Annotated in this window: 12 protein-coding genes and 1 pseudogene; 1 reads left to right on the top strand and 12 read right to left on the bottom strand. The window is 60.7% G+C overall.

The window, feature by feature from the left end:
* Positions 1-179 precede the first annotated feature (179 nt).
* A pseudogene (locus GEM_RS20180) lies at positions 180-578 on the bottom strand (SOS response-associated peptidase family protein); the annotation flags it as partial.
* A gap of 79 nt (positions 579-657) precedes the next feature.
* Between GEM_RS20180 and GEM_RS20175 the strand changes: the two are divergent.
* The gene (locus tag GEM_RS20175; RefSeq protein WP_014899232.1) at positions 658-960 is read left to right on the top strand and encodes a hypothetical protein; all 303 of its coding nucleotides are present in this window, start codon (positions 658-660) and stop codon (positions 958-960) included.
* Between the two features lie 82 nt (positions 961-1,042).
* Here GEM_RS20175 and GEM_RS20170 read toward each other — a convergent pair whose 3' ends face one another.
* The 11 genes from GEM_RS20170 to GEM_RS31445 form a co-directional block, all read right to left on the bottom strand.
* Entirely contained in the window at positions 1,043-2,197 is a 1,155-nt protein-coding gene (locus GEM_RS20170; RefSeq protein ID WP_014899231.1) for an HNH endonuclease, read from the bottom strand.
* Between the two features lie 146 nt (positions 2,198-2,343).
* On the bottom strand, positions 2,344-2,826 hold the full coding sequence (locus GEM_RS20165; protein ID WP_041490765.1) for a DUF2514 family protein: 483 nt from the start codon (positions 2,824-2,826) through the stop codon (positions 2,344-2,346).
* Positions 2,823-3,242, bottom strand: coding sequence for a glycoside hydrolase family protein (locus GEM_RS20160; RefSeq protein WP_014899229.1), 420 nt, complete (start codon positions 3,240-3,242; stop codon positions 2,823-2,825). Before GEM_RS20160 ends, GEM_RS20165 begins: the two co-directional genes overlap by 4 nt.
* Entirely contained in the window at positions 3,235-3,528 is a 294-nt protein-coding gene (locus tag GEM_RS20155; RefSeq protein WP_014899228.1) for a phage holin family protein, read from the bottom strand. Before GEM_RS20155 ends, GEM_RS20160 begins: the two co-directional genes overlap by 8 nt.
* A 58-nt stretch (positions 3,529-3,586) precedes the next feature.
* Positions 3,587-4,303 (bottom strand): hypothetical protein, encoded by a 717-nt coding sequence (locus GEM_RS20150; RefSeq protein ID WP_014899227.1) that lies wholly within the window; start codon positions 4,301-4,303, stop codon positions 3,587-3,589.
* A complete protein-coding gene (locus tag GEM_RS20145) occupies positions 4,303-4,611 on the bottom strand; it encodes a hypothetical protein (protein ID WP_014899226.1) in 309 nt (102 codons plus the stop codon). Before GEM_RS20145 ends, GEM_RS20150 begins: the two co-directional genes overlap by 1 nt.
* Positions 4,611-9,848 carry a phage tail protein gene (locus GEM_RS32300; protein WP_014899225.1) on the bottom strand — a complete coding sequence of 1,746 codons (5,238 nt, stop codon included), beginning with the start codon at positions 9,846-9,848 and terminating at the stop codon, positions 4,611-4,613. Before GEM_RS32300 ends, GEM_RS20145 begins: the two co-directional genes overlap by 1 nt.
* Positions 9,845-10,408: a tail assembly protein gene (locus GEM_RS20135; RefSeq protein ID WP_014899224.1), complete on the bottom strand. Its 564-nt coding sequence runs from the start codon at positions 10,406-10,408 to the stop codon at positions 9,845-9,847. Before GEM_RS20135 ends, GEM_RS32300 begins: the two co-directional genes overlap by 4 nt.
* Positions 10,405-11,157 carry a C40 family peptidase gene (locus GEM_RS20130; RefSeq protein ID WP_014899223.1) on the bottom strand — a complete coding sequence of 251 codons (753 nt, stop codon included), beginning with the start codon at positions 11,155-11,157 and terminating at the stop codon, positions 10,405-10,407. The genes GEM_RS20135 and GEM_RS20130 overlap by 4 nt, the downstream gene beginning before the upstream one ends.
* Before the next feature lie 48 nt (positions 11,158-11,205).
* Positions 11,206-11,889, bottom strand: coding sequence for a phage minor tail protein L (locus tag GEM_RS20125; RefSeq protein ID WP_014899222.1), 684 nt, complete (start codon positions 11,887-11,889; stop codon positions 11,206-11,208).
* Complete coding sequence (locus GEM_RS31445) at positions 11,889-13,391, bottom strand: hypothetical protein (protein WP_014899221.1); 1,503 nt, start codon at positions 13,389-13,391, stop codon at positions 11,889-11,891. The genes GEM_RS20125 and GEM_RS31445 overlap by 1 nt, the downstream gene beginning before the upstream one ends.
* Positions 13,392-13,397 lie beyond the last annotated feature (6 nt).

Genomic DNA, 13,397 nt, shown 5'->3' with positions numbered 1-13,397 from the left:
ATCAGGTAGCGACTGGCCGCTCCTGGCCGAACCCCGCTCGACGAAGTGGCGACTCCGCCCATACCAACCACAGGTCGTAACGCAGGACGCGCATCCATGTTCGCGAACCACCGACCTCAGGCAAAGCCGACACTCCAGTGTCAGACCGACAACGGATGTGATTTGCGATTTATAGCCCTTTATTTCGCGGCCGTCTCTGCCACCAAATGATCGGCCGGATAAAGCTGCAGCATCGCACGAGCCGCCTCGACGTTCTTCGTGTGCAGCCACTCGTCATAGTCGGACGGTCGCAGGATGACGACCGAGCGCTTCTCATCGCCCGGCTTGTGCATGTGCTTCATGACCTGGTGCTCGTCGGCGTTCACGGTCAGCATCGCCATCGCGAGGGTCTCGGCGCCGTCCGGCCCCTTCCATGCGCGCCATACGCCAGCCACGCAGTACGGCTGCCAGTCGGCCACGCCGATCCGGTACCGCACGTGCTTGCCCGTCTCCCAGTTCGGTTCGTAGATCCAAGCGGCCGGTATCAAGCAGCGCTGCCCGGCGCGCCACGCCGCGCGATATGCCGGTTTCTCTCCGACGGTCACGGCTGGCGAGTTTCACCTTCTCACCGGCCAATTTCTCGATGAATCGGACGCGCGCGCGATCGAGGACACGAAAGTGGATCGCAACGTCGTGCCGCTTACGGACCCATACCGAAATCACGCAACGAAGATGCCGGGGTTCGTTGCCCCGACCGAGACCGAGTTACGCGAGATATGGCGGAACAACCAGGATCCAGAAATCCGGCGCCTCATCCTAGAAATTGTGACGCTCCGAAAATCACTTCAGAAGGTCATGGACTGGTGGGAAGGCGCGAACCGCAATACCACGAATCATGGCGAGCTCGGTGGTCCGTTCGGCCCCTTCCGCAAACTTTACTTCATGCTCCGCGATGAAATGCGTCGTGCCGGGCTGATGTGACAACACCCGGGCGGCAATGGCCCTGGCCGCTCGAAACCAAGGCAGAACTCGATAGCGCTGAGACGATAGCCAGGGAGAATCGTCAGGCGTTCTCCTCCAATAGATCGCCTCGGTACAGCTTCAGCAACTCTTCCTTGCTGATCTTCAGTCTCTTTTCTACCAATCGGTCCTCGCGCTCGGACAACAGAAAGTTGATATCGCGTACCTTTTCGTCTGCCTTGCCGTGATGCAATCGCCTATGACAATTGGGGCAAAGGGCAACGATATTGGCTGTGACGTCGAGCGAGAACGGATAACCACCTTGATTGCTAAAAGGGATCAGGTGGTGGGCCTCCACGTACGGTGTGCCCGTGGCGTTCGAGATAAAGGTTTGGTGTTCGGCATCAATTTCGCATTTGAAATTCGCCAATTGAAGTGCCCTAGCCGCCACCGTGGGGTTACGCTGATATCCCGCCTTGCTGAGACCAGATGATCCGATCTTGGGCACCGCGACGCCACCCTTGCCTTCAATGACCCGCTGGGACTTAGCAGCCTTCTCCAACACCTTCATTTGATATTCGGTTTCAGCGTCGGGCTCTTTTTTCTGGTTTGCAAACCAAGCATCATGAGATTGCTCGTAAAGTGGCTTCGACACCCTCTTCTTGACCTTGGCGCAGATATCCTGAAACTCCCTAGCAGATCTGAAAACATTTGGGAGGCGCAGCCCCGCCAAATAGCTAGTGGTCTGCCCATCCACCGGAAAAAATCTCTCCGGCGCGGCCCGAAAAATCGCTTGAGTCAGTTTCGCATGCCCCGTGTACTTGACCTCCTGGGCCTTGCCGAAGACCGCTTCACTGATCTTCTTACCGGACATGACCTCCTCATACAGATCCCAAAGCTTGTCGATGTCATCGTGATTTCGGTCGTATAGGTACGGGAAAAGCCAGGTCTGACGAGCATCGGCTTTGGGGATGCCAAGGAATCCGTGAGGTACATCCGCAACGATGCCAAGTTGGGGCTTGATGATCGCTAGAACTCTCTCTCTTTCGACAAATGATTGCTTATTCAAGAGCGCGAGAAAGGTGAATGGATCGATCTCCGTGAGAGGCACTGTTGTGCCCTCCGGATTTTGATCCATTAGTCCATTGACGCCGGCGCTCTTGAGAATAGTTATCAACACCAACTGCTTGTCCCGATATGCCAGCAACTTTTGCGACATTTCGCCGTAAAACGGAACCCAATCGAATCCCTTAGTCACGTGTCCTCCCCCCGAGGTTGTGTGCGTTGAACCCATCTAGGGACCGATTATGCACGTAGCCGTTTGCAACTGTACCCGACTGGCAAGCGCCCGCTTTGTGTCAATGGAAACAGCCCTTGAATGGATCCTCTGCGATCATTCTCACCTCACTTCCTTGCAATCGACGTCAGCGCGTCGTAGTCACGTTCACACTGCTTGCCGGCGATGCCCCGATCGTCAGCGATCTTTGCCAGCTCTCCCGACGTTTCATCAGACCGGCCGAGCACGTCGGCAAGCAGATCGAGGGCGTCGCCGGTTGCCGGGCTTCCGGCGGAAGCGCCGGCACTTCGAACATCGGCGACAAGCACGGCGACTTGCTTACGCAGGACGTCAGCAGCACCATCGGCAGCAGCACGAGCGTGCAGCGCCTCATCACGTTGTTTCGCGGCATCGGTTGCAATCTCCTGTTGCGCCACCAAGCGGCGGCGAAATTCATCGCGTTCTGCCATCAGATCTTCGATCTGTTTTTCCTGATCTGCGACCTTGGCGGACTGGTCCGCATCACGGTGCCCGTCGGCATAGCCGGCAACGATGCCGACGAACATCGCGACAAGTACCGCGAGCCAAATGCGAGGATCAAGCCACGTCATACGCCGGACCTCATCATCGACGCGAGCCGCTTCGCGCGATCTCCGACCTGCCGCGCCCACAGGCTGTCGAGCATTTCGTCCGCAGACTTGCGCCAGTCGCCACGTTGCGCAGCCGCGAGGAAATTGCGAAACCCGAGCAACCTCCCTTGCATGTTGAAAGCCATGTTCATCATCACGCGCTGCCGAACCGGATCAAGCGACGACCACCACGGCAGATTGCGATCGAGCCACGCCTCGGCCTCCGCGATGTCGTTCTGGTACATCAGCTCGATCTCGTTGTCGCGAAACCCCTTGTCGGTCAGGTTGCGGCCGATGCCGCCCGACACCTTCCCGACCGTGTCGGTATAGATACGATACCGCCGGTCTTCGTCGCGCGTGAGTTCAGCCTTCAGCTTCAATGCGTCGTAGTTACCCATTCTTGCTTTCCCCAAAAAGTTGCTTTGCCTTCCTGCGCAGCAGCACCTCCAGGTACTGCGACCCGACGATGCCAAACGCGCTTCCGAGCCCGAGCAATGCGATCGGCGGCAAGTCCGGGATCTGCATCAACGCGACTCCTGCCACCATCGACGTTGCGGAGCCGAGCACCGCCCGGCCGACGACGAGCCGAAACGACAACGGCTCGTGACCGACCAGCACCTTCGCGATACCAATCAACCCGCCCATGAGAATCAACTCCAAGATGGTCTTTTCATGCTCTTGCATTACGGCTCCCGTTCCCCGTACCCCAAAACTGAAAAAGGCCGCCAAATTTGGCAGCCCATCACACAATTCCCGTCGCATCCAGCACCATGAAGCGCGAATGCCATTGCTCTCGAAATCCTGACCAGTTTGGCTTTCGCCCACCTCCGTACATTGTTGTGCCCCACGAGACCGTATTCCCGTTGACGCGAATCGAGCTCAGTTCGACGCCCGCCGGGTCATAGCTCCATGCTTGGCGAACCGGGTAAATTCCCGATACGACGATTGGCATACCGTACGTCCTCGATTGCCACGTGGCACCGGGTGCGCCTAGCGTTGCCCACCCAGTTCCAGGCAAGTACTCGTCGTAAATCACATCGAGCACGCGAAGGAACGGCTTCGACGAATCTGCGATCAGATCACCGCGCTCGTTGAAAACCTGCAGCCCAAACTTGCCGGCCACCGGCGGCACACGATCAAACAGGAAGAAGTAGACCGTGCACGGCCGTTCAGTGATAAACGTCAGCGTGTAGGTGTTGCCGCTTCGCGAACTGCGCCACACCGTGATTCCGACTCCATCCGACGCATACACGCCGTACATCGGACCGGCCGTCGAGTTGAACGAGAATGAAACGTTCGGCAACGTCGTGTAGAACGGCTTCCCTGCGTCGTTGAGCGCCAGCTGCAGCACCCCATCCGCCGAACTTGCCGACATCGCCTGCACCATCTGATAGTTTGGTGTCGAGCCGTCTATCTGATACACACCGGTATCGGTGAACGCCTGGAATCCTGCCGCCATCAATACACCCCATAGACGATCCAACCTGGAACCTTCGTGTACGCATTGGATCCGCTTGCGTTTCCGCTGTACGACCAACTGACGCTGCCCGCGTTAATCGCGATGACAGGCGACGGTTCAGCGCCGGAAACGCGATAGAAAATCTGATCCGGCATAAAGGCCCAAAACGGCTCTCCGCCGGTCATGCTGGCCGCAACGCTCCCGTCATTCCCGCCCGTGTGCACGATGCCGATAACGCGCCCCGCGCGCGACTTCGCGTCGAGGATCAGGCGGCCGGCGCCGTCAAAAATCTGAAGTCCGGCCGTCATCACCACATCCCCATGCGCACACGTAGCACGCCGTTACCGTCATAGACCCGGACGCTGCTACCATCCACCACCAACCGATTCCCGCTACCGTCAGAGGCGTTGATTTCGAACCAGCCGCTCTTGTCGAGCCGCCAGCCCTGCCGCCCTGCGATGTAGTTATCCGACTGGATATAGCTACCGATCATCGCGTTCGTGATCCAGCCAGCACCGATCAGCGCCTGACGAAGGAACACCTGCCCGCCTTGCACCACGAACGGCACGATCGACGAGCCGCCGTTGTTCGGGTCGACCACCGCGAAGCGGCTCGCCGACACCAACACCTGCGATTCAACGATCCCGCCGCTGTTATCGATCCCGATGCCGATACCAGCGATGTACGTCCGACCGTCTGTCGTGACCTGCGTCTTGATCTGATACGACGCGGAAACACGGCCATTCAGATCCGCATACGACTGCGCGACCGTTTCGACCGCTGCCGCGTTCGCGTTAGCCTGTACACGAACCGTCGTGATCTGCTCGGCATGCGCACTGATCGCATCGACGCGAGCCTCCGACTCGGTTCGAATATCGGCAATCAGCGACGCCTGGTCGTTCTCCATCTGCGCGGTAACAGAGTCGAGCCGTTGCGCGAGCGCCATGTCAGCCTCGGCACGCGCGGTCTGTTCCGAGTAAACACCGGCCATTACCTTCGTCGATCCGGCTGCCTGCCCCGTGTCGCCGGCCATCGGCACGTTGATCTGCGCCGACACGCTTTCAATACGATTCGACAGGGCGCTATCGCAATCAGCCCGCGCCTGTTTTTCCGCCGTAATATTGGCGGTGTTCTGCCCGACAGTTGCACTGATTGTGTCAATGCGCTTACCCAGCGCCGAGTCAGCGTCGGATCTGGCCGTCTGCTCTGCGGTGATCGCTGCCGCGTTTCCTCCAACCGTCGAACTGAGCGAATCGATCCTCGTCGACAGCGCACCATCGGCATCCGCGCGTGCTTTCTGTTCCGTGGTAATCGCAGCGGAATTCACTGCAGCCGAAGCGGTTACGGTGTCGATCCGGTTCGACAGCGCATTGTCGGCGGTGACTCGAGCATCGGCTTCGGTCGAGATCGCAGCTGCGTTGTTCGCGATGCGTGCATCCTGTGACGGCACCCAGACACCACCATCCCACACCAGCATCGTATTGTTACCGGCGGTGCTGACGATGTCGGTTGCTGTCGGGATGTATCGCCCCGTTCCCGTGAGCTTTTCGAGCTGCGCCCCCCAAATGTTGACAGCCCCCGCCCCCGTCAGCGGTATGTTGTAGCCGACGTTATTTGCCCCGGTAGACGTCGGCGCCCACGTGACCGAACACCGATACCAGCCACCACCAATCGCAACGATTTGTGGATTGGTCGCAATCCCCGATGTTGTACCAACCTTGCCAGCAGCCAGATCGAAATACTGCACACCTGTCTGCTGGAACGATTGCACGGCAATCTGCGTCGCGGTTCCTGCCTGCGCAAAAATCGATTGGGTGTACCTCTCACCCGCCACCATCGACGAGCCTTGATAGATATAACCCTGACCGCTGACGCTCAACGTTGCTGCTGTTTTCGTGCCGTCCGGTGCGATCACCGCGTTATCGACAACACTCGTGACAAGCGAATTGCGCCCCCACGCTGAAGCGGCCGCGAAAGCCTGTGATTGCTTGAACAGGTTCGCACTACCCAGATCGATCCACACATCGTTGATCGCCTTTGCGATCGGCATAACCGACTGCCTGAATGTCGAGTTCTTCGCATTCGTCTGTGCCTGCACAACAGCGATAGTGCCGGCATTTGCCGCGTCTCCATCTGCGCGCGCGGTTTGCTCCTGAGTAATCGCCGCGGCATTTGCATTCGCCGTCGCCGTCACGGCATCGACACGCTTACCGAGTGCCCCATCGGCATCCGCCCTGGCCTGCTGTTCGGTGGTGATGGCTGCTTTGTTGTTGCCTACGTCCACCGTCACTGCATCCACCCGCTTACCGAGCGCCGTGTCGGCGCCGGCCCGCGTCGTCGCCTCCGACGAAATAGCCGCCGCGTTGTCGTTGGATTTCGCGACCACAGTGTCGATACGCGTCGACAGCGCGCCATCGGCGTCAGCACGAGCTTGCTGCTCGGCCGTGATCGCGGCCTTGTTCACGCCGACGTCGACCACCACCGCATCAACCCGCTTACCAAGCGCTGTGTCGGCGCCGGCCCGCGTCGTCGCCTCCGACGAAATAGCCGCCGCGTTGTCGTTCGACTTCGCAACCACCGTGTCGATGCGCGTCGACAGCGCGCCGTCTGCACCGACTCGCGCAGTCTCCTCCGCCTTGATCGCCGCCGACGCATCACCAACGCTCGCGGTCACGGTATCGATCCGTTTGCCAAGCGAATCATCGGCAGTCTGCCGGGTCTGCTGCTCGGCGGTGACCGCCGCCCCGCGCTGTCTCGCCTCGTCCGCCACCGCGTTTGCGCGATCCGTCGCCTCCTTCGCGATCGCGTCCGTTCGATCCTTCACCTCCTTAGCAATTGCATCCGCACGATCTCGCGACTCAGCCGAGACCGCATCGGCGCGGGCCTGTGCCTCGCCGGCAACTGCAGCCGCGCGGTCTGTCACTTCCTTCGCGATCGCCTTCGCGTTGTCGGCGACGCCATGCTGGATGCCCGGAATCGCGTCGATCGGCTTTTTCAGATCCTCGCCGAGCGCCGAGTGGGAAATCTGCCCTTCGAAGAATTTCTCGTAGGCACTCTGGTCGGTCGTCGGCTGCCCCTGCACGCCGGGACCGGTAGCCGGAAACCACGGGCCAATATTCCCCGTCGTGTCGACCAGGCGCGCCCAGTAATAAAACACCTGACCGACCGCAAGCCCTTGAATCGACGTGAACGCTTGCGGATACGCGAAATCGGAAAACTTAATCGCGTCGGCACGGTTCGGTGTGCGGCTCTGCCAGATTTCCGTGCGCTGCGTGTCACCGGCTGAACCGTCAGAGGGGAACGCCCAATCCAAATTGATGCCGTACACGACGCCGGCAGCTTTCAGGGACACGACAGCCGGCGGCAGGCTTGTTTTGCCCGTCAGTTGCGTTTCCGCGCTGACGGCCGGCAGTGACGTGACACCCATCACGTTCTGCGCCCGCACACGGGCCACGTAGCGCCCCTGATAGATGCCCGGCACTTCGACTTGCAGACCGCCCGTCTGCGCGACTGTCACCCACTCACCGTTATCCTTGCGCCACTCGGGCAGGTACGTCACCGCGTTATCCGCGGCGTCCCACGCGATGACCATTGTCGTTTTCGAAATGCCCTGGTCGATCGCCGAGTAAGTCGAGATCTGCACGTTCGTTGGCGACGCTTGCACCGACGGCGGAATGATCGTCGGCGGTCGCTGCTGGATCTGCGCACCATCGTCGATCGCCGCGTATTTCCCCGGCTCGTGCATCGTCGCCGTGATCGTGTACGCGATCTGGCCGTCGTCATCGCTCTCCTGCACGCTGACAACGCGATAGAGCTGCGCTGCGAGCTCGCTGCTCTCCACCATCCACACTCCACCCGACACCGGGTCGGCATCGAATCGATCCACCAAAGTGAGCACATCGCCACTTACCGACTTCACCGCGCGCGATTGTGCAACGCCCGACGGCAGGATTGCCGTGAAGCGGTCACCTGCTGCAACCGTTGGAGCCTTGTCCAACGCGACGACGGCGCCTGCCGCGGAACGAACGCGACCACCGATTCGCCTGCCGGCCTTTTTCGGATCGGCGATCGCGATCACCTGGCCAGGGCCAACCAGCACGCCGTCCATACCAACCTGGAACGACACCGTTCCGGATTCGTAACGCGAGGTCAGCAGAATCCACCGGCCAAGCCGATGCGCCTGCGCCTGCGATGTGCATCCGAACGCCGTGACCTGCGTTTTGACGACGCCGTGCCGAGCAATGCCATCCTCATCCGGGACATACTCGACTGCCTGCTTGTACTGGTTCGTCGGGTCGTTGTAGCTGACGAGCGCGACCGTATATCGCGTCTTGCGCTCACTGCCGACGTACCGGAACGCACCGCCGACTACGTTCGCCGCGGTGTACACATACGCCGGATCCGAAGGCATGTCGGCCGAAGCAACCACAGCACCCGGCCCCCAGTACGCGATTCCGCGGAAAACGCTGGCGATGTCCTGCAGCACCTTGAACGCATCGGCCGCCGACTGGATCACGCAATTGCACGTGAAACGCGGCTCGACGCCGCCCTTGCCATCCGACACCATCACGTCGCAGTAGCGCGCGATTTCGTACAGCCCCCACTTGTCGATCATCGACGCGTCGACCGATTTGCCGAGGCCGTAGCGTTCGCTCAACAGCAAGTCGTAGAAAATCCACGCCGGGTTGTTGGTCCATGCCAGCTTGAACGTGCCGTCCCACGTACCGGAGTACGCGCGTGTTTCCGGGGCGTAATTCGATGGCACACGAACAATCAGGCCGCGAACGTGGTACGACCGCACCGGCACCTGCGAGAACGAGCGTGCGTCGAACGTCATGCCGACGAGCGCCGTCATCGGATAGCGCAGCTTTCGATCGACAACCTCGGTGATCGCTTCGATATTGACCGCGTCGGCGATCAACGAGCTGTGCGCGTTCGGCGTGATACGCCGCACACGCACCAACCATCCGGTTTTCGCGCGCGGCAGCTCGATCCGATGCGACCGCTCGTAGAGCGATGTCGTCTTGCCATCGAATGCGGCCGACAGCACCTGCGCGTACGATCCGCCGTCGACCGACAGATCAATCGCGTACTCCACTCGACAGCCAAAAACACCGGACGCGGGGTCACTCTTTTGCAGCGCCGGCACACCGAATCGAATACGGACCGCCGTAAGTTGCGTGTTCTGCACCTGGCGCACCCACGGTGCGTCCGAAGTCAACGGCACGCCAACAGCCGCTTCACGCTCGACGGCAGGGAATCCGGGCATGAAATCCTGATCCGGTGTTCCCGTTCGCACGTCGACGCTGTAATTCTGGAAGTTGACCGAGCCGTCGGAATTCTGGATCGGCGTGCCATCGAGGAACACCGACTGCATGCCTTTGACGAGCCCGACAGCCTCCCCTTCGGTAATGATGTCGAGCACCTTGGCGAGCGCGACGGAATGCAGGCTATCCGGCGACTCGCCACCACCACCACCGCCGCCACCACCGCCCTTCGCACCACTGATTCGCTTCAGTCCGGATTCCGCGTATAACTTTCTCACATCCGATCCTCTGTATAGATGCCCGAGCTGACGACCTTCGAGCCGACGATCATTTCGCCATAGACGAGCGGCACGGGCTCGCCCTGCGCTGCGCTGTTCACCGGTCCGTTGAAGTAGTAGGACGTGCCGTTGTCGGCCACGCCCGCGAGCCCGGCCTGCTGCGGGCTCAACATCTGTGTGATGCCGCCTAGCGCCATCGAAACACCCAGGCCGATCAGCGTCGGCTGATTGAAGACGAAACCGGCCACGGCCAGGGCTGCGCCGAGAATCGTCTGGAACAGCCCGCCGCTCTTGCTGCCGATAATCACCGGCGCAATCCGAATCGCATCGTCGCCGACCGGCGCGCCGAGATCGTCTTTGCTCAGGTTTCGCCGACCGTTGAACACTGCGAACGTCAGCCCCTTGCTTCGCGCGTCAAGCAGGAACTGCCGAAAGCCCGGAATCAGCACCGACAGCGCACGTACCGCCTCGGCGGTAGACGACACGGCCAGCCGATGAATCCGGCCAAACCGGGCCCCCGCAATCCCGTAAAGCCTCACCTCGCGCAATTTCTCGCTCAATCGGCACCTCCCACGTAACGCAGCACCATCGTGCAGCAGTCTCGCCACATCGAGCCCCACACAGCCCGACAGGACAAACGCCCGTACATGTGATGCGCGAACATGCCGTCACCGAGATACACGCCCGCGTGATTCGGCACGCCGTTTTTGCTCCGGATTTGCATCAGCAACACGTCGCCCGGTTCGATCTGCGCATCGCGCCCCAAGTCGAGAAATCCCGCGTCCTGGTAGTGCGCGACGTACAGGTTCGAGTACCCGTCGTTCCACCACTCATCCTTGCGCTCGAAATCCGGCAGCGCGATCCCGCGCTCCGCGAGATACCAGTCGCGCACCAGCGAATAACAATCGAGGACGCCGTGCACATACTCCCGGCCGTACAGCGGCGCGACGTACCCGCTCGACCCGAACTCGCGCCAGTTGTCGATGCCGATCGAGCCGTCCATCTGCACGCCGAGCGAGACAATCACCCACAGCGGGATGCCCGCGCGCTCGCACATTGCACGGTCGCCCATGCTCGGCTGCGCTGTCCCATTCGGATGCGAGTGCACGAGCGCGAGGATTTCACCCATGTCCTCGGCGTCCGCGTAATCCTCGGCCGCGAGCGAGAATTGCTCGGTCGGCATCGACGCGACATTCCTGCCCGGCACATACAAATCGCCCGCCGCGGTCCGCACGACCAACCCGCAGCACTCGCGCGGGTACTCGGCGAGCGCGTGGGCTGCGATCGCTTGCTTGATCCGTTCGTCCATAAAAAAACCCGCCGATTGGCGGGTCCATAAAGAGAGGGTTGTCGACGGCTAGGCGAGCGTGTCGCACAGGTAGCCGCCGTACGGCAGCGGGTTATTCACGCCGAAGCGGCATTCGCACCCGCTGATCTTCTGACTGCAGCGGTCGAGCGCGGGATCGCCCACCGGCTTGTCGCTCTTGTCGAAATACACCATGCCGACATACCCGCACTCAGGTCCGCGATAGCGCCACTGGCACATGCCGACGATTTGCCGCGCTGGCACCTGCTGGCCGCCGAAGTCGAGCGGCGACGATAGCGTGAACTCGACCTGCACGCCGGGCTGCTCATCGCTTTTCTGCTCGATACGCCATTGCTCGACCGGCCATTGTTCATTCGGGTCCGCAGCCGGGTTCCCGCCCGGGAAGTTGATCGCGTCGAGGTATTTCGCCAGCGTGCGGCGCCGGAAGACCTTCGCACCGACAAGGTCCTCGAGCGCGATACACAGCGCCGTGATCGTGCCGTTGATGTCGCCGACGGTCAGCGTCGGGGACGGTTGGCGAGCGTCGGATGTTCGCTCAAATCCGGCAGCCTGGATCGGCCACGGCTTGTACTCCTGCCCCTGCCAAACGATCGACGTCGACTGCAGATGGCCGTGAAATCTCAGGACCTCACCACCAATCGCACTGCAATCGACTTCGAACAATTCAACGCGGCGCCCCGGCTCTAGCTTTTGGATGTCAGCGGTAATCGGCATTAATGAGTCACCCCGCGGATGTTAAGCGCCAGTCCAATCGGGCCTACGTTGGCAGTCTTAAATCCCGCTACTTGAATTGTGTACGTCCTGCCCACTACGAGGCCCGTGGCGGCGATCGCTACGTTCACGCGATAGAAGTTGCTCCAGTTACCTATCACCGAAAGCAGATCCTGATAGCACGTGCTTTCATCTAGCGCCGTATTAGTCACCGTGTCGATTAACTTGAAGCTGTAACCCACGGTCAAGTTGGATGACGTACCGGCGACAGAAATACCTCCGAAAAACGAAATCAGCGCCGTACCACTCAGGCCGGTGTGCGCAAAACTGTAGCTCCACATGTTCGCGAATGCGCCGGGCCCGCTATACGGTGTATCCGGCACCGTTGTGGAAGTCGTAACTCGGGCACCGGCGAGCTGGCTAACCTGAACCGGGTTAGGCAAGTTTCCCGAATCCCACGGCACCTTCCCACCGAAGGTCGGACGACCGCCAAGCGCTGGCGCGCCCCCGAGATAAGCAATGCTTCCCTCCTGCGAGTACAGCGACGGAGCCGCACCTACCTCAACCTTGATACGTCTGAAAGCGATCCCGTTGGCGACTGCTGTAGCCAATGAAGCGTATTTCCCGACCCTCATCGACGCGGAGTTCGCCGGCGCAGTCGTGCTCTTGCGCACCGCCACCCAGTCGACCGTACCGGCCGCGATTCGAGAATCAAGGTCGATCGACGCAAGCAGTGAACCGCCCGCGTTGTAGAAGTTGCAAAATAGCTCGGCCAGTCCGGCCGACATGCCGGGCGTTCGAATCTCTCCTGAAAACGTGATCGGAGTCCCGGCCACTACGGGGATCGCATCGCTTTGATCGGAAACTGATACGTTCGCAAGCGCCGCTGCGTTCGTGAAAGCGGTATCGCCCCCTGCATATACAGCGGCACCAAAATTCGCCGCCTGCCAGCCGACATTCCCGAATTCTCCGCTTCCGTTTTTCAGAAGGTTCGCCGAGTTCGCGCCTTGAACCCGCCCCGATACTGCGACGTCCCCGCCGACACTCAAACCACCGCCGACAACCAGCGCCCCGTTGACAATCTCATCGTCACCATACGCGCGGCCGCGAGTCAACACGCGCCAAGCTTTGACTCCATCCGTATCGATGAGCGCCCCCTCGCCGTTGTTCAGCCGACTGAGTGCGAAGGAGTCGCCCGAACCATCTGCAACCGCCAGCGAAACAGCCTTTCCCACGTTTCGGAGATGGATCACGCCATCGGCCGGACACGACGCCGCAGCCGGCAGCTTCACGGTGCCTCCGGCCGCAATATTGATTGCGACGCGCTTGCCAACGTGGCTCGCTGCGAGCGTCTGCGCCGTCGTGATCGGCGTCGCAGTGGTAAGCGTAGCCTGCGCGCTTAATACATCGACGTTCGCGTTAAATTTCGTGTTTGCAGTACGCTGATCGTCGCCGCCGGAACCTGCCGGCGCCGATCCAAGATTTGCCTTCTGAAGATTTGCCATACCGTT

Origin of the sequence: Burkholderia cepacia GG4 (genome assembly GCF_000292915.1) — a bacterium.
Classification (GTDB): domain Bacteria; phylum Pseudomonadota; class Gammaproteobacteria; order Burkholderiales; family Burkholderiaceae; genus Burkholderia; species Burkholderia cepacia_D.
The sequence above is the reverse complement of the archived record's forward strand: the minus strand, read 5'-3'. Positions and strand labels throughout refer to the sequence as shown.